Raw genomic sequence first — 21123 nt, 5'->3', positions numbered from 1 at the left:
ATGTCCATAAATACAACTTCAACCTCCCCAGCCAACGACGAGATTGATCTCGGTAAGCTGTTTGGCATTTTATTGGATAACCGTTGGATGATTCTGGCGGTAACAACCCTGTTTGCACTTATCGGTGTCGCCTATGCGCTGCTTGCAACTCCAATTTTTAAGGCAGATGCGCTGATACAGGTAGAACAGAAAAGTAACGGCGGTATTTCTTCATTGGTAGGGGATATGGGGGAGCTGTTTGCTTCTGAGTCCTCGGCAACCACTGAAATTGAACTGATTAAATCCCGAATGGTGTTGGGTAAAACAGTTGAAAAATTTAACCTGACAACAGTAGCTACACCAAATTACTTCCCTGTGGTTGGTAAAGGTCTCGCCAGATTAATGGGTGAGGAAGACCATATTGCGATTAGCCGTTTTAATGTACCTGCTTATTACAACCAGCCTGTTTTTATCCTGACCATTGAAAATCCGGAAGCAGGAACTTATTTGCTGGAAAGCAAGGAAGGTAAAGAGATACTGAAGGGCAAAGCGGGAGCACTGGCGCAACATGGGGAATTCAGCTTATTTGTTACTGACCTAAAAGGTAAAGCGGGTGACAGCTTTACCGTCAGCAAGCGTTCTGAGTTGGATGCCATTCAGTCCATTCAGCAAAACCTGTCTGTCAGCGAGCGCGGAAAACAGACAGGTATGTTGGCACTGACTTACCAGGGTGAGAACCGTAATCAGATTGTGGCAATTCTAAATGACATCGCCGAGAACTACTTTCTACAAAATGTAGAGCGTAATTCCGCTGAAGCAGAGAAGAGCTTGGAATTTCTTCGAAAGCAGTTACCAGAAATTAAAGTTACGCTGACAACCGCAGAAGACAAGCTGAATCACTTCCGACAGGCTAATGACTCTGTTGATCTGGGCCTTGAAGCAAAAGCAACCTTGGACACAATGATCCAACTTGAGAAGCAGCTTAATGAACTGACTTTCAAAGAAAGTGAACTGGCCCAACGCTTTACCAAAGAACACCCGGCATATGTTGCGTTATTGGATAAACGCCAAACACTCTTGGGTGAAAAGAAGCGACTGGATGCCCAGGCGCAAAAACTTCCTAAAACCCAGCGAGAAGTACTGCGATTAACCCGTGACGTTGAAGTAAACCAGCAGATTTACATTCAACTTCTAAATAAAGTACAGGAATTGGCAATTGTAAAAGCCGGTACAGTGGGTAATGTTCGTATTATCGATCATGCACAGAGCTATTCAAAACCGGTTAAACCCAAGAAGCCTCTAATCGTAGTACTGGCGACTTTGCTGGGTGGCATGATGACCGTTGGTATTGCGCTGTTAAAAGCCGCATTCCACAGAGGGGTTGAAAACCCAGAAGACATTGAAGCAATTGGCTTACCTGTTTACGCAAGTGTACCTATGTCCGACCTTCAAATTGAGTTGGACAAAAAAGCCAAGCGTCTTAAACAGCCTTTGTTAAAAGATGTCTTGTTGGCGGAAGCAAACCCAGCAGACTTATCCATCGAGGCACTACGTGGACTGCGTACCAGTCTGCACTTTGCCATGATGGAAGCGAAAAATAACATACTGATGATTTCTGGCCCAAGCCCAGGTATAGGTAAGTCGTTTATCTCAGCCAATATGGCAGCGGTAATTGCAAAAAGTGGGCAACGTGTACTAATCATTGATGGTGACATGCGCAAAGGCTATATGCAGCGCTTATTCGGTCAACAGTGGGATAATGGTCTGTCTGATATCCTTTCAGGGAAATTAGATAAAGAAAGTGCAGTTAAGCCAACTGGGCTGGAAAATCTCGACTTTATCAGCCGTGGTAAAATTCCACCTAACCCGTCAGAACTTTTAATGCACCCACGTATGAAAGCGTTAATGGAGTGGGCATCAGAGAACTATGATTTGGTGGTAATTGATACACCGCCAATTCTGGCAGTAACTGACCCAGCTATTGTGGGTGCAATGGCGGGAACGACACTACTAGTCGGCCGTTTTGGTCAAAATGCTGTAAAAGAGATAGAAGTAACCCGCAACCGATTTGAGCAAAGCGGTGTTGAGGTAAAAGGTTTTATTCTGAATGCAGTATTGCGTAAGGCAAGTAGTAGCTATGGAAATTATGGCTATTACAACTACAGCTATAAATAAGTTGTAGAAAGTCAATTTAAAGCCAACAGTCAAGCCTGTTGGTTTATCTGAAAAATATAAGAATAATATTCATTAAAAAACAGAACATTAAGGCGCTCAAGAGCGCCTTTTGTTTTGTCTCATTTCTTTACGCTTCTGTCTCATGTAACTCAAAATTAAAGAGCTTAGAAAGTGAAAAAATTCATTTTTTCACTTGGCTGTTTATTGCATTTTTATTGTCAATAAAGGTTAGGACAATGACGAAAAAACGTGTACTCACTGTGTTTGGTACCCGCCCGGAAGCCATCAAAATGGCCCCTTTGGTTCATGCATTAAATAATGATGATCGTTTTGATGCCAAAGTCTGCGTCACAGCGCAGCACCGGGAAATGCTCGATCAGGTATTAGAACTTTTCGAAATTACACCGGATTATGATTTGAACCTGATGAAAGCAGGGCAAACACTCAATGATGTCACTACCGCCATTCTTCTGAACCTAAAACCGGTTTTGCAGGAATTTAAACCAGATGTGGTGTTGGTGCACGGTGATACAGCGACAACTTTTGCAGCGAGCCTAGCTGCGTATTACGAGCAAATTGCGGTGGGCCATGTTGAAGCAGGTCTGCGTACGGGTAATATCTATTCGCCTTGGCCAGAAGAAGCAAACCGCAAACTGACGGGTGCGCTAACAAAATACCATTTCGCACCAACTGAAACTTCTAAACAAAACCTTCTTAACGAAGGATATCCAGAAGACGCGATTTCAGTAACAGGAAACACAGTTATCGATGCACTTTTGATGATCAAAGACAAAATCGAAAACGATAGCGATCTCAATGCTACCCTGGCTACACAGTTTCCATTCCTTGATAAAGAGAAAAAGTTAATTTTGGTAACTGGGCACCGCCGAGAAAGTTTTGGTGGCGGTTTTGAGCGAATTTGCGAGGCGTTAGCTTTAACGGCACAAAATCATCCTGAAGTACAAATACTGTACCCAATGCACCTCAATCCAAATGTTCGCGAGCCGGTAAATCGTATTCTGAGCGGTTTTAAAAATATTCATCTCATTGAATCTCAACAGTATTTGCAATTCGTCTACTTGATGAGTCGAGCAAATATCATTCTGACAGACTCTGGTGGAATTCAGGAAGAAGCGCCTTCGCTTGGAAAACCAGTATTGGTAATGCGTGATACGACAGAGCGCCCAGAAGCGGTCGAAGCTGGAACAGTAAAACTCGTTGGTACGGATGTTGAAACTATAATGCGCAGTTTGGACGAGTTACTAACCGACCAATCGGCATATGAAGCGATGAGCTTTGCTCACAACCCATATGGTGATGGTAAATCGTCAGAACTGATATGTGAGGCGCTGTTGGTTTAAAAATACAATTTAGTTCAAAATCTGTTTTAGCTGAATAAGAACACTATAAGGTCTGAATGTTCAGTCCAATTCTTTAGTTCGCATCAAGATTCAGGGCAAGATCATGAACGTTGCCCACCCATTTCGAGGGCAAAATTGACCTGACGTGTCGACTGAGATCTTATGCTGCTCTTTTGAGGACTAGCCATGAATTTAGAGACCATCGAAGCCGAATTCATCATCATCCGTGACGAGTGATTGTTAAAGAAAGCATACGAAGATTTCCGATATGAAAAAGCACAACTTATTGTCAAATGTACTTAACTTTACTTTCATACAGTCATTGAATTACATTTTTCCTCTGTTAGTTATACCGATAATAATCACTCGATTTGGATTGGAGTTTTACGGTGATGTTGCATTTACGCAGAACGTAGGTCAATTTATATTGGTGATTGCTCTATTTGGAATGGACCAATACGGTGTAAAGAAAGTAATTGAAAGTAAGGATTTGTATGTCGACTGTATGTCTATACAGTCGATTAGATTCATACTGTTTTTTATTTTTCTATCAATAGCTTTCGTATTATTAATGCATGATTTTATTAAGATAATAGTATTCATACTATTATTAGGAACAGTATCGCAGTCATTACAACCAATTTGGTATTTTCAAGGTCAGTCAAAATTAATAATTGTGGTATTATCTAATCTTGCTGGGAAAGCATTGTCGTTAGCATTGATTTTTCTTTCTAATACAGAATTTGATTTGGTGCTAGGTTTGTCCTTGCAATTTATGTTGCCAATTATATTGCTCAACTACTTTATGTATAGGGATTTCACTGATTTTTTTAAAAAAAATGAAAGCAACTTTACTCTAGTTGCAATAAAGGATAATGCAATAGGAGCGATTGATTACTTCCAAACATCCCTTTTTTCGACTATTTTAACTTCTTCCTCACTATTTTTTGTTGGGATTTTTTCGGATGAAAAAGCAAGTGTAGGACTGTTCGCAATTATTGACAGAGTTTTTAAAACAGCATCTAAAGTATTCAGTATATTCAGCAACTCACTTTATCCGATATCTTGTGAAAAAGCTAAAGATGGTTTTGATACTCTTTGTTCTTATACATTTAAAAAAGCAAAAGTAACCCTTTTTATATATGTGGTCATTGTGATATTTTTGTTAACGCTGTCTCCGTTTATAATTGATATGTTGGGATGGGAATTCAAAGATTATGTTATAAGTGTGGCGATAGTATTGTCCATATGGCTGTTCTTCGGGATACTAAATAACTTCCTCGGAATACAAATTTTAATGTCTTATGGGAAGGTGGGTACTTACAAAGAATTCCTATTTATATCTGGAATATGTAGCTTGGTCTTGATGGTAATCCTAGGCTATATATTTAAGGATGTTGGTGTGATTACAGCTATTGCGATAGGCGAAAGTGTATTGTCGTTACTTTTGATCAAGAGAGTTCTAAGAGGTAAAAATGAAAATTGGTGTAATGTGTAAATACCCTTGGTTTTTAGCTTATGGTGGTGCTGAGGTTCAAGCAGAAAAATATGTGCAATACTGCAAAAGTATGGGACTAGATATAGAATTTGTTGAACATTATGATAATAAAAAGAAATACGACATTTTACACTTTGTAGGCGTGGATAGGAGTACGGAAAATTATGCTCTTTCTGCCAAGCAAAAGGGAGTGAAAACAGTCCTTTCTCCGGTTTTTTATTTACCAGAGAGCTCTGTTTTTAAGCATCAAATATATCGGAAGATCTTTGGTAAAACCTACAAAACTTTAGAGAGCATAGAAAACTGTTTAACAGTTTGTGATAAGTTACTACCAAATTCTAAAGAAGAAGAAAAACAGTTAGGAAAAATATTTGGACCGAAAATAGAAGATAAGTGCCATGTAATACACAATGGATTTGATACTTTAAATTACAAAAAAGACGGTGATATTTCTTTAGGTGTCAGCCGCTATATGCTTTGTGTTGCTGCTATTGAGTGGAGAAAAAACACACTAAATATGTTAAAAGCATATAACCTCTCAGAAAAAAAATTTCCATTGGTTCTAATTGGTGACTTTAGAGGCGGAGATAAGATTTATGAATCTAATGTCAAAATTGAAATCGAGAAATCTAATGGGTCGGTTATACATATACCATTTACTTCAGATAGAGTGCTAATTGAATCATACTATAAAAATGCATTTGCTCATATTTTGCCTAGTTACGTAGAAACGCCTGGAATTTCAAATCTAGAAGCAGCCTATTTTGATAATTACTTGATAGTAGGTGACTCCAATCCAGTACGGGAATATTTTTCAGGTTTCGATGTTAGTTATGTTTCTCCTGATGATATAAAGGACATTTCTGAAAAGATGGAGTTGACTTACTCGAGGTTTATTGAAGATGGATTGAATAAACATCACGGAATTGATAAGTATCACTGGCGAACAGTGACTAAAGAGTTAATGAAAATATATAGAAGTTGTATGTAGGCTTTGTTTTATCTAGCTAATAAGGTCCTTAGAGTGTATTGAAATGTCAATTAGGTTGCTACTTATACTTTTCTATCTTTTTTCCGCCCTAATTGTATTTTGGGTTTTGAATATTACCAATAACTATGGAGCTGCGGTAAGATATCGAGAAGTGGGTAATAGTGATGAGTTATTCGCTAACTTTATCTATGGCGTTGTATTTGTGTATGCCACAATTTTCACTATATTCAAATTGATCACCTTTAGAAAAGTTAAATTTGTCCAGTTGAATAAGCTTGTCGTTTTAGATGCATTTCTTTTATTGTCAATAATCATTAACTTATTTACCTTAAAAGCAGGTATAGGTAAGGCTGGAGGTGAGATGTCGAGCATTGGCTTCCTCCAAAGTATTATACCTTTAATTCCACTGATATCTTTTTACTACATTTCGGTAAGAGATAGTATTACGAAGCAAAGAATAGTATTAATACTAGCGTCACTAGTTATCGGCATACTAAAAGGCTGGTCTGGACATTTAATTGTAATTGTCTTACTTGAAGTGATGTATCGATTTGGTGAGAGAAAGATATCGCTGAAGGATATCTTTAAGCTTTTCTTTGCTTTTAGCATAGTGGTATTTTTGTTTTACTTTATAGTTGCCTTGAAGTTTTACATTAGATCTGGACATTATCAAACAATGTTGCTCTATGAATATATGCAATATGTGTTTGGAAGAACATCATATTTTGCGACATTTAATTATATTTTGGAAGTTGGAGAGCCTTTGTCTGAAATAATCAAAGATGATAGAGGGATGCTTTTCTTTATACAAGAGTTTTTCTTGGGAGTAGTTCCAAAATCTATTTTTGGTTTGTCAGATTTTAGATTCATGGACAACATATATTCCGTTAACTTTATTGATAGTAACCTTCCTAATGCAGGGTTTTCGATTACATTACCTGGCTTGTATGTTATTAGTTGGTACATTAATAATGACTTTATCTTTTTGACGTTATTTCTAGTTTCGATTTTTTATTTGCAGTGGTGTCTTATGAATGTCTTTAATCCAACAGCCTCAAAAGATCTCCTACTTGTAAATATACTGTTATTTTGCTCGAGTGGTTCGCTAAAAGAAATTGCATTGTTTACATATACATTACTCTCGTTCCTGATTTTCTATATGGTATTTTCGTTTATCATTCCATTTAAAAAACGTTTCAATAATAAAATCTATGAAGTAAATGCAGTGTAGAATGTAGAATTATAGGTAATTACTTTGAAGAAAATATATTTTAATTTCCCTTTTAGTGGTGGTGTAAGGCAGTTCTCAGAAAAGCTGCAAGAGAAATGCTCTATTTATGATGATGTTGAATTTTACTATTTGGAAGCTGGGTGGCTGAAAAGGCTAGCTTTATTTAAGTTTATTTTTGAGCGAGAGATATGGTTCTCAAATAACAATGTTTTAATTTATTTTTTTCTGCTGCTCTATCCATATAAATGTAATTTAATACTTCATGATCATAAAATTCGCAAAGGAGCATCAAAAAAAGAATATTTATTGATTTATCTATTCAGGTTGTTTAGGTGGCGATTTAAAAATGTAATTATACATCAGAAAAATGACGAGGATTCCCAATGCCTCTTAAATAAGCGAAATGTAAAATATCATTATATGCCACCTCACGGATATGAGGTTGACGTTAAATTAAAAATATTCGAACAAAGAAAAGCTTCCCAGAAAATAAATCTTTTGTGTTTCGGTCGGGTAGAGGAATACAAGAATTTTAATTATATTGCCGATCTTGTTTCAGAGCTTGATAACGTTGAGCTTATTATAGCTGGGAGAGGGATGAGCAGTGAAAGGCTGGAAGAGTACTCTCATAGAGAAAATATAAAAGTTATAGATGGATATATAGAAGATGGGGATGTGCCTTCTTTATTTGAAAATTCTGACTATCTGGTTTTACCTTACACAAGTATAACACAGACTACATTGATTGATTTGGCTGGTGCTTATTCAAAACCGGTTATCTTATCTAACATTGATTCTTTTAAAGTATATCAAGAGTTGAGGCATGTCTTAATTCTTGATATTAACTCTAGATTGAAAAGTTTAGAACTATTGAAGTCATTAAATGAAGTCAATCCAGAAGAATATGAAATAATGTCAAAAAGTAGCCACGCATTCTATTTGCAATCATTGAAAAAGTGGGAGAGCTATGTTGAAATTATCAGAACGTGATAACTGTGTCATCCTTGTGAACTCGTTAGGTATGGGGGGAGGCGAAAAGGTAGCATTAACAATTGCACAGTCTCTTAACTTGAAAATCCTCACACTAGAAAAGAATAGCTTCTATAACTATGGGAATGTAACGTCTTTATCACCACTCCCGGATTGCTTTCCAGTTACTATGCACCGGCTTGTTTCATTTGTTAATTTTCCAATTTATATCATTAGAAATAAAGTGGCAGTGGTGAAAAGTCACTTACTAGTCTCAAATATTTTAAATGCTTTTTTTTCTTTGTTTATTGGTTACAAGTCTATTATTGTTCAACACAGCAACATCGATACTCATATTAAAAGGCCTATTATCGGACGATTGATAAAGTCCCTTTTTAAGGCTTGCCATTGCATGGTTTGTATTTCAAAAGAAATGTTAACTGACGCTTCAAAAAAAATACCTGATGTTAATGCAAAGCTAATTTACAATCCTCACGATATTGAAAATATCACAATTAAATCCTTTGAGAGTGTAGAGGTCCCAAGTGATTTTTATGTGGTAGTTGGTAGATTGTTCAAAGGGAAAAGAGTTTCTGATATTATCACTGCTTTTTCTAAGGTCGACATCAATGAGAAATGTTTAATCATCGGTGATGGTGATGAGCGTACAATTCTGGAGAATCTAGTTTTAGAACTTGGCTTGGAAGATAAGATTGTCTTTTTAGGGGCTAAGGATAATCCTTATCCTTATATGAAAAAAGCAAAGGCTACTATTCTTGCTTCGGAGTCTGAAGGCTTTCCAAATTGCTTAGTCGAAAGCTTGGCTCTTGGAGTCCCGTTAATATCTTCGAACTGTAAGTCAGGTCCAAGTGAATTGTTGGAAACGGATTTAAGAAACGGTGATGAATTTAAAAAAACATCAACAGGATATATGTATAATGTCGGTGATATAAATGCTCTCTCACAAATACTATCAATATTCGATTGTAATGACTTCAGTGAAAGTTTACTAAAGTCGAAATCTCATCAATTTTCAATTAAGCGTGTCATTGATGATTATAAATTCGTTATAAAATAAGATGAGTTATAATGTAATAATTTTGTCGAGAGAAAATTAATGAAGACTGTAGTTATATCTGCAAATACTAGTTGGTATCTATTTAATTTTAGAAGAAATACTATCTTAGAGCTTTTGAATATTGGTTATAAAGTTATAGCTGTCGCCCCTTACGACGATTATTCATTTAGATTGAAAGAGCTTGGCGCTACATTTGTAAATGTAGATATAGATCAAGGAGGAACTAATGCTTTTAAGGATTTTCGTACGCTTTTTCAGTTCGTATCTATATATAAAAAGAACAAACCAGATGTCGTTTTGAATTTCACACCAAAGAACAATATTTACAGCACTATTGCTGCAAGTATAAGTGGCGCTAAGTCAATCAACAACATCGCAGGGTTAGGTTTGGTCTTTGTTCATGAATCCTATACATCAAAGTTGGTTCGCTTGATGTATAGAGTCAGTCAAAAGAAAGCTGCTAAGATTTTTTTTCAAAATAATGACGATCTAAGCCTTTTCTTAAAATACAATTTGGCACCTAGTTCTATTTGCGAGCGTATTCCTGGTTCCGGAGTCGATCTTACGAGGTTTTCAGTCGTGCATCCTAATAATGATGGTGTTGTACGTTTTCTATTGATTGCCAGAATGCTTTATGACAAGGGAATTGGGCACTTTGTTGAGGCTGCTGCAACACTTAAGTCGAAATATGGCAGTAATGTTGAATTTAATCTCTTAGGACAGCTGGACGTGAAAAACCCCTCTGCGGTTTCTAAATGTCAAATGCAGCAATGGGTCAACGATGGTATTGTTAACTACTTAGGTACTTCTGATTCTGTTGAAGAAGTCATAGGAAATAGCGATTGTATCGTTTTGCCTTCCTTTTACAGAGAAGGAGTCCCGAAATCCCTGTTGGAAGCTGGAGCAATGGGAAAACCTATTATTACTACTGACAATGTTGGATGCAGAGAAACAGTGGATGAAGGTATAAACGGTTTTTTATGCATACCTCGATGCTCAAATAGCTTAATATCAAAAATCGAATCAATGCTCAACTTGAGTCACCAGGAAAGAATAGAAATGGGTAGAAAGAGTAGGGAGAAGGTGGAACGCGAGTTTGATGAGAGAGTGGTTATTTCAAAGTATATTGAAGCAGTAAAATGTTGTTTCTAATGATTTCGGCTTTTAAGGAAGCGTTATTTCTCATGCTTCTTTTATTTTTATTTCTCATCTCAGTTTTGGTTTACAGTAATGACTAACATTCTTCCCGTTATTATGGCTGGCGGGTCTGGTTCTCGTCTATGGCCAATGTCCCGTACACATTATCCAAAGCAGTTCTTGTCATTGAATAGTGAAAGCACAATGCTTCAAGAGACATTGCGTCGATTGAGTGGTATTGAGCATCTTCCAGCATCGATTATTTGTAACGAGGAACACCGTTTTTTGGTAGCAGAGCAACTTAGAAGTGACAATTTGCCCTTCAACAATATTATATTAGAGCCCTGTGGGCGGAATACTGCTCCAGCTATTGCTTTAGCGGCACTAAGTGCAACCCTACAAAATACGGATCCAGTACTCTTGGTTTTGGCTGCAGATCATCTAATAAAAGATGTAAGTAATTTTACGTCTTCTGTGAGTCAAGCTAAATCCCTTGCCGACCTCGGTAAACTCGTTACTTTTGGCATAGTGCCTACCGCGCCAGAAACAGGGTATGGATACATACGCAGAGGCAATGCAGTTGAAGGTGTTAGGGAAGAGTTTGACGCTTATGTTGTAGACTCGTTTGTCGAGAAACCAAACCTTGAGACTGCAGAAGAGTATTTAGCCATGGGCAATTACTATTGGAATAGTGGTATGTTCATGTTTAAAGCCTCTCGCTATTTAGAAGAATTAAAAAAGTTCCGCCCAGATATTCTCTCTGCCGTAGAACAAGCTTTATCAAGTTCGTCAAAGGACTTGTACTTTACTCGATTAGGCGAAAAGGCATTTAGTGAGTGCCCTGATGATTCAGTTGACTATGCAGTAATGGAAAAAACTGATTCCGCAGTTGTATTACCAATGAGTGCCGGCTGGAGCGACATAGGCGCATGGTCTTCGCTGTGGGAAGTATCAGATAAAGATGCGGAGAAAAACGTGTTCCGTGGAGATGTTGTATCCGAGCTTACAAAGCGATGCTATGTCCACGCTCCAGAGCGATTGGTCGCAACAGTTGGTGTCGAAGACCTAATAATCGTCGATACCAAAGACTCTTTGTTAGTCGCTCATCGAGACCGAGTTCAAGAAGTAAAAAAAGTTGTCACCAAGCTCAAGGACCAACAGCGCCCAGAGTTTTCCCAGCATCGTGTTGTGCATCGCCCTTGGGGAAACCATGACCATGTTGCAGAAGGTGCTCGATACCAAGTGAAAAAGGTTGTCGTAAGGCCTGGCCAAAAAACAGCGACACAAATCCACTATCACAGAGCAGAGCACTGGGTCGTCGTTGCTGGCACGGCAAAGGTAACCAATGGTACCGACGTTTATTTGGTTTCTGAAAATGAGTCAACCTATATCCCAGTCGGTAACGCGCACTCATTCGAAAACCCAGGTATCGTTGACCTTGTCCTTATCGAGGTTCGAACCGGTGCCTACCTTGGCGAAGATGATATCGAGAGAATTGACAGCGAAGGTGAGGGTTACTAAATGAATAACAATGCATTGGACAGTTCTGAGGTGATCCTCCAATCAGGAATACAGTTCGGAACAAGTGGAGCGCGCGGGTTAGTCGAAGATATCACCAACGAAGTGTGTGCAGCATTTACTCACGCGTTTATTAGTTCCATTCGAGATAAGTTTACCTTTGACTCGGTGGCAATTGGAATTGATAACCGTCCTAGTAGCCCTGATATGGCTAAAGCCATTTTTAGTGCAGTAAAGCAATTGGGATTGACCCCCATTTATTACGGTGTCGTACCAACACCTGCACTCGCTTATGTCGCCATGCAAGACGCAATGCCATGCATTATGGTCACAGGGAGTCATATTCCTTTTGATCGTAACGGTTTAAAGTTCTATCGACCTGATGGTGAGATAACCAAGGATGATGAACAGGCGATCTTGAATGCAAAAGTACCGTTTACTCTCTCAACAGATGAGCCAGTTCTCGCTGTATCTTCAAAAGCGGCAGAGGCTTATATCAACCGTAATGTATCTCTTTTTGCTGTCCCATTCCTAAAGGGCCGACGCATTGGTATCTATGAGCATTCAAGTGCTGGGCGTGACTTGTATGCGCAGATGTTTGAACACTTGGGCGCGGAAGTGATCTCACTGGAACGTAGTGACCAATTTGTTCCTATTGATACCGAAGCCGTATCAGAATCAGACAAATTGAAAGCCCTGAAGTGGTCACAAGAACACAATCTGGATTTTATTTTCTCAACAGACGGCGATGGTGATAGACCATTAGTTTCAGATGAGAATGGAAACTGGCTACGTGGCGATGTACTTGGCTTGTTGTGCGCAAGAGAACTAGGTATTAAAGCACTTGCATTGCCAGTGAGTTGCAATACGGCAGTTGAACTGTCTCAAGCCTTCCCTCATGCATCTCGCACTAAAATTGGCTCTCCTTACGTGATTGCAGAATTTGAAGCCTTATCGAAAGACTTTGATTCAATTGCAGGCTTTGAGGCAAATGGCGGATTTTTGCTTGGTTCGGACGTCTTATTTAATGGCAACAATGTGAAGGCACTTCCAACGAGAGACGCTGTTCTGCCTGCGTTGATGCTGCTTTCGGCTTCCCAAAATACTCCGATATCTGCCTTGGTCGCATCTTTGCCTAAGCGCTATACGCATAGTGATCGAATTCAGAACTTTGCGACTGAAAAGAGCGTGTCGATTTTGGCCCAAGCTATTTTCGATCCCGCGTCATTTTTGGCTGCGTTAGGGTTTGATGATGCTCATGTTGAGACAACCGATCAAACCGACGGACTTCGCATTTCTCTTGTTACTGGCGACATCATTCATTTCAGGCCTTCGGGTAATGCACCTGAACTTCGCTGTTACGCTGAGTCCGATACGGAAGTAAATGCACTAGCGATTGTCAATCAAGCGTTAACTAATATCCAAACATATAACTTTTCTTAATCTGTCGAGATAAACATGAAAATTGCTGTTGCTGGGACAGGCTATGTTGGTCTGTCCAACGCTATGCTTTTGGCTCAACACCACGAAGTGGTTGCTGTAGATATCATTGAAGAAAAAGTACAACTCCTGAATGCCAAAATCTCTCCGATTGTTGATAAAGAAATTGAACATTTCTTGAAGGAAAAGCCGCTTAACTTTTATGCGACGATTGATAAAACGGAGGCGTATAGAAACGCCGAGTTTGTCATTATTGCGACGCCCACTGATTACGATGTAAAAACCAATTACTTTAATACCTCCTCTGTTGAGGCTGTCATTAAAGATGTCATGGCAATTAATCCAAGTGCCGTGATGGTCATTAAATCTACGGTGCCGGTTGGGTATACCAAACGCATTAAAGAAGAGCTTTGCTGTGAGAACATTCTCTTCTCGCCTGAGTTCCTCCGTGAAGGTAAGGCACTGTACGACAACTTATATCCTTCCCGCATTATTGTGGGTGAACGAAGCGAACGTGCTAAGGTATTTGCAAACCTGCTTCTTGAAGGTGCCGAGAAGAAAGACGTAAAAGTGCTGTTTACTGATTCAACCGAAGCAGAGGCGGTGAAACTTTTCTCAAATACCTATTTGGCAATGCGCGTCGCTTACTTCAATGAACTTGATTCATATGCTGAAGCGCATGGTTTGAATGCCCGTCAGATCATCGAAGGTGTAGGTCTAGACCCTCGTATTGGCAATCATTACAACAACCCGTCCTTCGGATATGGCGGTTATTGTCTGCCTAAAGACACCAAACAACTCCGTGCGAATTACGCAGATGTGCCTAATAACATTATTCAGGCAATTGTTGACGCTAATACCACACGTAAAGACTTTATCGCTGATTCTATTCTTCGCAGAAATCCGAGTGTCGTTGGCATCTACCGTTTGATCATGAAATCCGGATCCGACAACTTCCGAGCCTCTTCGATTCAGGGAATCATGAAGCGTCTCAAAGCGAAAGGTATCGAAGTGGTGGTTTATGAACCTGTACTGAAAGAGGAAGAGTTTTTCCACTCCGAAGTGATGAAAGATTTGACTGCGTTTAAAGCAAAGGCTGATGTGATTGTTTCCAATCGTATGTCTGATGACTTATCGGATGTTGCGGATAAGGTTTACACGCGCGATCTATTCGGAAGCGATTAGTAACGACCCGATTTTGAAGCCTCCAATTATACTAATCACAAGTTTTAATGGTGAAAGTAGATGAAATATTTAGTAACAGGCGCCGCTGGGTTTATTGGCAGCGCTACAGTTGAAGAACTTAATAAAGCCGGACACGATGTCGTTGGCATTGATAACTTAAACGATTACTACGACGTAAATTTAAAGCATGCTCGCCTAGCGCGTATAGAACACCCACGTTTTCGTTTTATCGAGGTCGACATCGCAGACCGAACCACTGTACAGCACTTGTTTGCGAGTGAAAATTTTGACCGTGTGATTCACCTAGCGGCTCAAGCGGGTGTTCGGTACTCGTTGGAAAACCCTCATGCATATGCAGATTCAAATTTAGTTGGTCATCTGAATATTTTAGAAGGATGTCGGAACAACAAGGTTAAGCATTTAGTATACGCCTCATCAAGCTCAGTGTACGGGTTAAATGCGAAGGTGCCATTCAGCACAGTAGATAGTGTTGATCATCCGGTGTCTTTGTATGCCGCAACAAAGAAGTCCAATGAACTGATGGCACACAGTTACTCTCACCTCTATGACATTCCTACAACTGGTTTGCGTTTTTTTACCGTCTATGGCTCTTGGGGACGCCCAGATATGGCCCCCTTCATTTTTACAAAGAAAATCATTGACGGCGACACGATTGATATAAATAACAACGGTGATATGTGGCGCGATTTTACGCATGTAAATGACATTGTTCAGGGCATAGTGCGTATTGCTGATGTTATTCCTACTCGTAATGGTCAATGGACTGTTGAAACGGGTACGCCTGCAAGCAGTTCCGCTCCTTATTCTATTTACAATATTGGACATGGTTCTCCAATTAACCTTATGGACTTTGTCAAAGCCATTGAGGATGAGCTTGGAATTGAAGCGACTAAGAACTTCCGTGAAATGCAGCCTGGTGATGTCTACCAAACGTATGCCGATACTGAAGATTTATTCTGTGCTACTGGTTATAAGCCAAGGGTATCAGTCAAGGAAGGTGTGGCTGAATTTATTAATTGGTACAAAGCTTTCTATAACAAGTAGCCGGTGACAATCATGGTCAAAAAATGCCTCTTTCCCGCAGCTGGCTATGGAACACGCTTTCTACCAGCAACCAAATCCATGCCCAAAGAGATGATGCCTGTCGTCAACAAACCGCTTATTGAATACGGTGTTGATGAAGCCATTCAAGCAGGCATGACGGATATGTGTATTGTTACCGGCCGTGGCAAACACTCTTTGATGGACCACTTCGATAAAAACTACGAATTGGAGCATCAAATTTCAGGTACTACTAAAGAAGCCTTACTGAGCGATATCCGTAACGTGATTGATTTGGCTCACTTCACTTATATTCGCCAGCATGAAATGAAAGGTTTAGGCCATGCAATTTTGACCGGTCGCCATTTGGTGGGTGATGAGCCTTTTGCCGTGGTGTTGGCTGATGACCTTTGCATCAACCAAGAGCAAGGTGTATTGGCACAAATGGCGGCGCTGTATAAGCAGTTCCGTTGTTCGATCGTCGCGGTGGAAGAAGTGCCAGCAGAAGACACCCATAGATACGGAGTGATCGCCGGTGAAGCGCTGACGGATAACCTGCTTCGCGTCACAGACATGGTTGAAAAACCCGCCACAGGTACGGAGCCAAGCAACCTTGCCATTATCGGCCGTTATATCCTGACTCCGGACATTTTCGATATTCTTGAAAGTACCGAGCCAGGAAAGGGAGGTGAAATCCAAATTACTGACGCATTACTTCAACAAGCCAGAACCGGTTGCGTGATGGCGTATAAGTTCAAAGGCAAGCGTTTTGATTGTGGCAGTGTAGAGGGCTTTATAGAAGCAACCAATTTCTGTTTTGAAAATGTGCATCAAAATAAGAAGTAAGAATAGAGAAGTGAGTTACTATTTGAACAGGAAACCAAAATTCTGATTTTACTCATAGTGTTTGATTGATGCATTCAAATCAGATATTGATCGTCATGAACTCACAACTCACAACTCACAACTTCATCTAATACCAACAGCTAAAACCCAACTCCAATATCTCCAATTAATTTAAATAATTTATATAACTATGTCATTGGCTATCCCAACAACGTTCGTGTTGTCTTTTGGGCTGCTTTTTGCTTTCCGAAAAGTAGCTAAAAAGATAAACCTTGTCGATAAGCCTAACGAACGGAAGCACCATAAAGGCGTGATTCCGTTGGTTGGGGGTGTATCAATTTACTGTGCCATCTTTCTGGCGTCTGTGATTTTTCTTGAACCGGACTCAGACGACTGGCTTTACCTGGCTTGTGGCACCATATTGATTTTAATTGGTGTTCTGGACGACAAGTTTGATATCAGCTTTAAAGTCCGGCTTTTTGTCCAAGCCGGTATCTCGCTTGCAATGATCTTTGCTGCCGGTTTGAGCTTGGATCATTTGGGCGGAATTGCCGGAAATGTACCGGTGCATTTGCCCGCTTGGGTGAGCTATCTTGTTACTGTCATAGCCGTCATTGGAGCCATTAATGCCTTTAATATGGTTGATGGTATAGACGGTCTTCTGGGAGGGTTAGCATCCGTTTCATTTGGTGCGCTGGCTATTCTTTTTACGCTGAGTGGCGATCATTCACTTGCAGAAAACTGCCTGATGTATATTGCAGCCTTGATCCCGTACATCCTACTTAACCTTGGTATCCCTTTAGGACAAAGGTTTAAGGTGTTTATGGGGGATGCTGGAAGTATGTTGATTGGATTTACCGTCGTTTGGTTACTAATCCGAGCGTCTCAGTCCGAGGTAACTCATGCTATCCGCCCGGTTGCTGCACTATGGATTATCGCGCTCCCTCTAATGGACATGGCAACCATTATGACGCGTCGCATCAGGAAAGGGCATTCTCCATTCAAACCTGATCGCAATCATTTGCATCACATTTGCCAGCGTATCGGGCTATCTTCTCGAATGACGTTGGTTGTAATCTGCGTTTTAGCCTCGCTTTTTGCAGGAATTGGTATCGCTGGGGAAATTTACGGTATACATGAAACGATCATGTTCGTGCTATTCCTTTCCTTGTTCGCAATATATTTCGCAACGATCAGCTACATTTTCCGTATCACATCCAAAGTTCGTTTTTGGCTGGGTAAAGCACCTTTACCTGAGGAGACGGCGGCATAGATTTGTTGCTACCAGCTTAAAGAAAGCTAAATCCCAAGCTATATAAATGGCCCAATAAAAGACCGTTGATTAGCATTAGAACAGCATTTGCTGTTCTAATGCTGACAACAAGGGCTCTTCTTTCTCTTTCTGGTTCCATTCGCTGACAGCACTTTCAAAACGCCTGAATGCGTCGTCATCCCAACGGCAATTGATGCTAATAAGAACCAGCCGCAGCGCTTTACCTGCCACGTCAAAAATTTGCAGTGTGCAACTTCCATCATCCTTATCCAAAATACTGATACCAATCGCCGATTTATCCGCGCCGTATTTATTGAGGCCAAAGCGAATATCCCCAAGATCATCCACTTCAAAGCAAAGTGCCCCCTCTCAGGGCAGCTTCCTTGCATCAACCTTGACGTGATCTCTACTCTGAAGGTGAGGAACTTCACCGAAAATAAACAGTCCATCAGATTGGGTTAGATACAAATAGGCAAGTCGTCCACACATCTGTTCTTTGTATTGCTTGAGATATCGAAGCCGCCCGGCAAATCTGAACCGCTCAACGTTAAAACTGAAACCGGAGCTTTCATCAGAGGTGTCGCCGGGTTCAATTTCCAGGTCCTGTCTGTTTTGCCTAAGACAACGCGTTTCTTCTTCGAGTATCAGATAGATATCACTCTGGTCCTGTTTCAGCGCAAGAATATCTCCCTTTTGCATATGCTCAAGAATGGTTTTGAAACTGGCTTTTTCAGGCAGGCCATCATCCCACACGATGCAAAGTCGGCTTAATTTCGGACTTGCCGTGATCCGCGATTCTTTCTGGCTGCGTGCTATAGAGGAGAATACGTAGCCGTTAATACAAAACGGTTAAATATCGCGCAGTCCCTTCCAGCTATCTTCCGCTTTTACAAAAGCTATCCAAGCTTCCTTTCCGTTAGAAACAAATACCGTCAATCCATCTTCCCTGGGAATAAAGAATATTTTGGAGGCGGGACTATCTTCCCCGGATTTCGCAGAGCGTTGAATAGGGGAATGACCAAACCGTTTATGAATAGAATCCACTTTCTCTCGCTTGGATTTCAGGTTGGACGATTTAAAGTCCGTCGCGTGATGAAAGAAGCACTACTTATTAGTAAACAACCCGGTTTACGCACTATCAGCAAGCTACAGTTGAACGGCCTGATATTCCCAATCGCCTTAATCATGCATTTACTGTCGATAGCTTCAATCAAGTGTGGTGTGGCGATATTACCTATATTTGGGCTGGCCAACGATGGTGTTACCTTGCTGTTGTCATTGACCTATATAGTAGACGTGTTGTCGGTTGGGCTATATCTAAAAGCCCTGATGCGGTATTAGTGACCAAGGAGCCCAATATGGCAGTCGCTAATTTCGTCAACATCTGTGGCGCTATAGCATGACACAAAGCATGAGTCGCCGGGGTAATTGCGTGGACAATGCCCCTATGGAAAGGTTGTTTAGAAACCTAAAAACGGAGTGGGTGCCAGCAATCGGTTATCCGTCTTTCGCAGAAGCAACCAGAGATATAAGCAGTTACTTGATGGGTTATTACTATTGGGAAAGGCCTCACAGTCATAACGATGGCATTCCGCCTGCTAAAGCAGAAAATCAACCCAATATACTGTCCGGAATTAGTTGACCACTACAAGATGTAATATCTGAAACAATACACTCTGGAAGGGGGGAACAACTATTGAAAGGTGCACCGCAGCTTTCCGGGGAAAGCCGCTTTTATCTTTAACATTAACAAACGTTGTGCAAAGGTTTAAGCGGGAAGCGCTTTCGGTTTTTGAAAACGAGCATTCGTTGGAGTAATGCCATGCTTTTTTCCGTGTAAAGCCCTGCCAATTGGCTAGGGCTTTGTCAGCAGTATAAAGTGCGTCTCCCATGAGGAGATGTACTTTATTCTCTTAGTTTTCTATAAACAAACTATCGAAGGGTTGTCCTTGTGGGTTTTGTCTGCTGTAGATCGTCTTCAAAACACGTTCAGCATTTTTATCCCAAGCCCCATCAAATCCGAAGCCACTAAAGTGATTATACATGCCCAGTGCATGAGCAAACTCATGGGTTGCAACATCTTGTGGTGCAGATGCACTACATGTAATCTGCCCGTTATTGGCGCCGGCAATACTGTCTAAGTTCACCCATGTGAACTTATGGTTACGACCACTTGTGATCGCGGGATATTTTATGCCGTAGTCAGCCACAGAAATGATATGGGAAGACATGTTGAACGAATACGGTGCGACTGAAACAGTGCCTTGACTACAATAACCGCTACCAGCCGCATCGCCAATTGATGTACCTTGACTGAGGATTAACCCCCAGTCTGAATCTAAATGATCAAGATTGATTTCATTGGGATTGGAGATATCAATATCAACAACGCCCTTACGATCAAACATCTGATAGCCAACTAGCCCCTCGATGTAGTCCATTGTTTTAGTGAAACGCTGATCTTCCTTCTCGCGAAAATAAACAGGGATAAGTTGTCCTTCTACATATCGAGTTAATGCTGGGTGTTCCGGTACATCATGTCCATCTTCAAAGCAGTAAACACCTGAAAAACAACTATCTGTAGCGTAATACACTCCCCAAGCCTGACCTGAGCTATTTTGCTCACACAAATCACCTTCAGCCTGATTGGTGCATTTTACGGCGCGAGCAACTTGCTCATTGGTATAGCCTTTGCTCTTCCCTCCTTCGCTGTCACTGCCACCACATCCGGCGATAACTGCAAGCGACAAGGCTACAACTGTCAGTTTTGTTTTGTTTGTTTTCACTCAATTGCCATCCATTTTTCAAAAAGTTGGCGATTTTAGCCAGTTTTATTAGTTTAAGATATTGATAATAATCAATTAAAATATCTATATTTTCACGTTCTAAGAGTTTTTGGGATGAAAGATAATGTCAACGTTATCCAAACTGGCTCTGCAGCGGTTTTCGCTGATTGTTTTGTGCCATAAATTGCTGGATTTACTCAGAAAAGGGTGCATCCATCTCCTCTGTCTTGAGGCAGTCTACACTAGAGTTTTCGGCCGTTTAATTGCAGGAGAACACCATGATAAAGTCACGGTTCACCGAAACTCAGATCGTTGCCATTCTCAAACAGGCCGATGCGGGCATGAAAGTCGATGATATCTGCTCACTGGCAAAACTATTGGTTCAATAATTCAGGAAAAAACGCCGTTCGATACCGTCGAGTCTAAAGTGAAGGTACTGACAAACTGTCTCACTTTCGTCTCTTTGTTATGAGTGATGATGGTAAATTTTTGATATTGAGGTAAAGCTGGGTTTTCTACTCTTGCGGCCAACAGGCAGGTCTTTACCCCTTCGAGAGTGGTGCTCTCCGCCTCTCAAGTGAGGTGATTAAAAGC

17 protein-coding genes and 1 pseudogene are annotated in these 21123 nt (G+C 40.5%); 15 read left to right on the top strand and 3 right to left on the bottom strand.

Translation table 11 applies throughout. The features are described from left to right. The 14 genes from NF212_RS12780 to wecA all read left to right on the top strand — a co-directional run bounded on the left by NF212_RS12780 (nucleotide 1) and on the right by wecA (nucleotide 17743). A complete protein-coding gene (locus NF212_RS12780; RefSeq protein ID WP_434356188.1) occupies nucleotides 1-2154 on the top strand; it encodes a polysaccharide biosynthesis tyrosine autokinase in 2154 nt (717 codons plus the stop codon). Nucleotides 2155-2390: 236 nt separating this feature from the next. Further along, entirely contained in the window at nucleotides 2391-3515 is a 1125-nt protein-coding gene (gene wecB, locus NF212_RS12775; RefSeq protein WP_434356186.1) for a non-hydrolyzing UDP-N-acetylglucosamine 2-epimerase, read from the top strand. 268 nt (nucleotides 3516-3783) lie between these two features. Then, the gene (locus tag NF212_RS12770) at nucleotides 3784-5013 is read left to right on the top strand and encodes an oligosaccharide flippase family protein (protein ID WP_434356184.1); all 1230 of its coding nucleotides are present in this window, start codon (nucleotides 3784-3786) and stop codon (nucleotides 5011-5013) included. Next, a complete protein-coding gene (locus NF212_RS12765; RefSeq protein ID WP_434356182.1) occupies nucleotides 4991-6004 on the top strand; it encodes a glycosyltransferase in 1014 nt (337 codons plus the stop codon). The genes NF212_RS12770 and NF212_RS12765 overlap by 23 nt, the downstream gene beginning before the upstream one ends. A 43-nt stretch (nucleotides 6005-6047) precedes the next feature. Continuing rightward, a complete protein-coding gene (gene wzy / locus NF212_RS12760) occupies nucleotides 6048-7235 on the top strand; it encodes an oligosaccharide repeat unit polymerase (protein WP_434356180.1) in 1188 nt (395 codons plus the stop codon). A gap of 24 nt (nucleotides 7236-7259) precedes the next feature. Further along, nucleotides 7260-8225 carry a glycosyltransferase gene (locus tag NF212_RS12755; RefSeq protein WP_434356178.1) on the top strand — a complete coding sequence of 322 codons (966 nt, stop codon included), beginning with the start codon at nucleotides 7260-7262 and terminating at the stop codon, nucleotides 8223-8225. Next, nucleotides 8203-9282, top strand: a complete 1080-nt coding sequence (locus NF212_RS12750; protein ID WP_434356176.1) for a glycosyltransferase — start codon at nucleotides 8203-8205, stop codon at nucleotides 9280-9282. The genes NF212_RS12755 and NF212_RS12750 overlap by 23 nt, the downstream gene beginning before the upstream one ends. 39 nt (nucleotides 9283-9321) lie before the next feature. After that, the gene (locus NF212_RS12745; RefSeq protein ID WP_434356174.1) at nucleotides 9322-10434 is read left to right on the top strand and encodes a glycosyltransferase family 4 protein; all 1113 of its coding nucleotides are present in this window, start codon (nucleotides 9322-9324) and stop codon (nucleotides 10432-10434) included. A 78-nt stretch (nucleotides 10435-10512) separates the two neighbouring features. After that, nucleotides 10513-11940: a mannose-1-phosphate guanylyltransferase/mannose-6-phosphate isomerase gene (locus NF212_RS12740; RefSeq protein ID WP_434356172.1), complete on the top strand. Its 1428-nt coding sequence runs from the start codon at nucleotides 10513-10515 to the stop codon at nucleotides 11938-11940. Continuing rightward, complete coding sequence (locus NF212_RS12735; RefSeq protein WP_434356170.1) at nucleotides 11941-13380, top strand: phosphomannomutase; 1440 nt, start codon at nucleotides 11941-11943, stop codon at nucleotides 13378-13380. 15 nt (nucleotides 13381-13395) lie between these two features. Further along, complete coding sequence (locus NF212_RS12730) at nucleotides 13396-14562, top strand: nucleotide sugar dehydrogenase (RefSeq protein WP_434356168.1); 1167 nt, start codon at nucleotides 13396-13398, stop codon at nucleotides 14560-14562. A gap of 60 nt (nucleotides 14563-14622) precedes the next feature. Further along, nucleotides 14623-15627, top strand: coding sequence for an NAD-dependent epimerase (locus tag NF212_RS12725; RefSeq protein WP_434356166.1), 1005 nt, complete (start codon nucleotides 14623-14625; stop codon nucleotides 15625-15627). Between the two features lie 12 nt (nucleotides 15628-15639). Then, nucleotides 15640-16470 carry a UTP--glucose-1-phosphate uridylyltransferase GalU gene (gene galU / locus NF212_RS12720; RefSeq protein WP_434356164.1) on the top strand — a complete coding sequence of 277 codons (831 nt, stop codon included), beginning with the start codon at nucleotides 15640-15642 and terminating at the stop codon, nucleotides 16468-16470. Between the two features lie 190 nt (nucleotides 16471-16660). Continuing rightward, nucleotides 16661-17743 carry a UDP-N-acetylglucosamine--undecaprenyl-phosphate N-acetylglucosaminephosphotransferase gene (wecA, locus tag NF212_RS12715; protein ID WP_434356162.1) on the top strand — a complete coding sequence of 361 codons (1083 nt, stop codon included), beginning with the start codon at nucleotides 16661-16663 and terminating at the stop codon, nucleotides 17741-17743. A gap of 75 nt (nucleotides 17744-17818) precedes the next feature. Here the strand turns inward: wecA and NF212_RS12710 are convergent, their stop codons facing one another. Together NF212_RS12710 and NF212_RS12705 are read right to left on the bottom strand one after the other, a co-directional pair. Then, on the bottom strand, nucleotides 17819-18091 hold the full coding sequence (locus tag NF212_RS12710) for a hypothetical protein (RefSeq protein ID WP_434356160.1): 273 nt from the start codon (nucleotides 18089-18091) through the stop codon (nucleotides 17819-17821). A gap of 21 nt (nucleotides 18092-18112) precedes the next feature. Then, nucleotides 18113-18496 (bottom strand): hypothetical protein, encoded by a 384-nt coding sequence (locus tag NF212_RS12705; protein ID WP_434356158.1) that lies wholly within the window; start codon nucleotides 18494-18496, stop codon nucleotides 18113-18115. Between the two features lie 300 nt (nucleotides 18497-18796). Here NF212_RS12705 and NF212_RS12700 point away from each other — a divergent pair. After that, nucleotides 18797-19385: pseudogene (locus NF212_RS12700) on the top strand (DDE-type integrase/transposase/recombinase); the annotation flags it as partial. Between the two features lie 271 nt (nucleotides 19386-19656). Here NF212_RS12700 and NF212_RS12695 read toward each other — a convergent pair. After that, nucleotides 19657-20529, bottom strand: coding sequence for a hypothetical protein (locus NF212_RS12695; protein ID WP_434356156.1), 873 nt, complete (start codon nucleotides 20527-20529; stop codon nucleotides 19657-19659). Between the last annotated feature and the right edge of the window lie 594 nt (nucleotides 20530-21123).

It is taken from the genome of Parasalinivibrio latis (genome assembly GCF_036825535.1).
Taxonomy (GTDB): Bacteria; Pseudomonadota; Gammaproteobacteria; order Enterobacterales; family Vibrionaceae; genus Parasalinivibrio; species Parasalinivibrio latis.
Note: the sequence above shows the minus strand (reverse complement) of the source record. Positions and strands in the feature narration are given on the sequence as shown.

Bases quoted from the DNA above. Each gene is read 5' to 3' on its own strand.
- NF212_RS12780 (WP_434356188.1), top strand. From the start codon at position 1: ATGTCCATAAATACAACTTCAACCTCCCCAGCCAACGACGAGATTGAT.
- wecB (WP_434356186.1), top strand. From the start codon at position 2,391: ATGACGAAAAAACGTGTACTCACTGTGTTTGGTACCCGCCCGGAAGCC.
- NF212_RS12770 (WP_434356184.1), top strand. From the start codon at position 3,784: ATGAAAAAGCACAACTTATTGTCAAATGTACTTAACTTTACTTTCATA.
- NF212_RS12765 (WP_434356182.1), top strand. From the start codon at position 4,991: ATGAAAATTGGTGTAATGTGTAAATACCCTTGGTTTTTAGCTTATGGT.
- wzy (WP_434356180.1), top strand. From the start codon at position 6,048: ATGTCAATTAGGTTGCTACTTATACTTTTCTATCTTTTTTCCGCCCTA.
- NF212_RS12750 (WP_434356176.1), top strand. From the start codon at position 8,203: ATGTTGAAATTATCAGAACGTGATAACTGTGTCATCCTTGTGAACTCG.
- NF212_RS12745 (WP_434356174.1), top strand. From the start codon at position 9,322: ATGAAGACTGTAGTTATATCTGCAAATACTAGTTGGTATCTATTTAAT.
- NF212_RS12740 (WP_434356172.1), top strand. From the start codon at position 10,513: ATGACTAACATTCTTCCCGTTATTATGGCTGGCGGGTCTGGTTCTCGT.
- NF212_RS12735 (WP_434356170.1), top strand. From the start codon at position 11,941: ATGAATAACAATGCATTGGACAGTTCTGAGGTGATCCTCCAATCAGGA.
- NF212_RS12730 (WP_434356168.1), top strand. From the start codon at position 13,396: ATGAAAATTGCTGTTGCTGGGACAGGCTATGTTGGTCTGTCCAACGCT.
- NF212_RS12725 (WP_434356166.1), top strand. From the start codon at position 14,623: ATGAAATATTTAGTAACAGGCGCCGCTGGGTTTATTGGCAGCGCTACA.
- galU (WP_434356164.1), top strand. From the start codon at position 15,640: ATGGTCAAAAAATGCCTCTTTCCCGCAGCTGGCTATGGAACACGCTTT.
- wecA (WP_434356162.1), top strand. From the start codon at position 16,661: ATGTCATTGGCTATCCCAACAACGTTCGTGTTGTCTTTTGGGCTGCTT.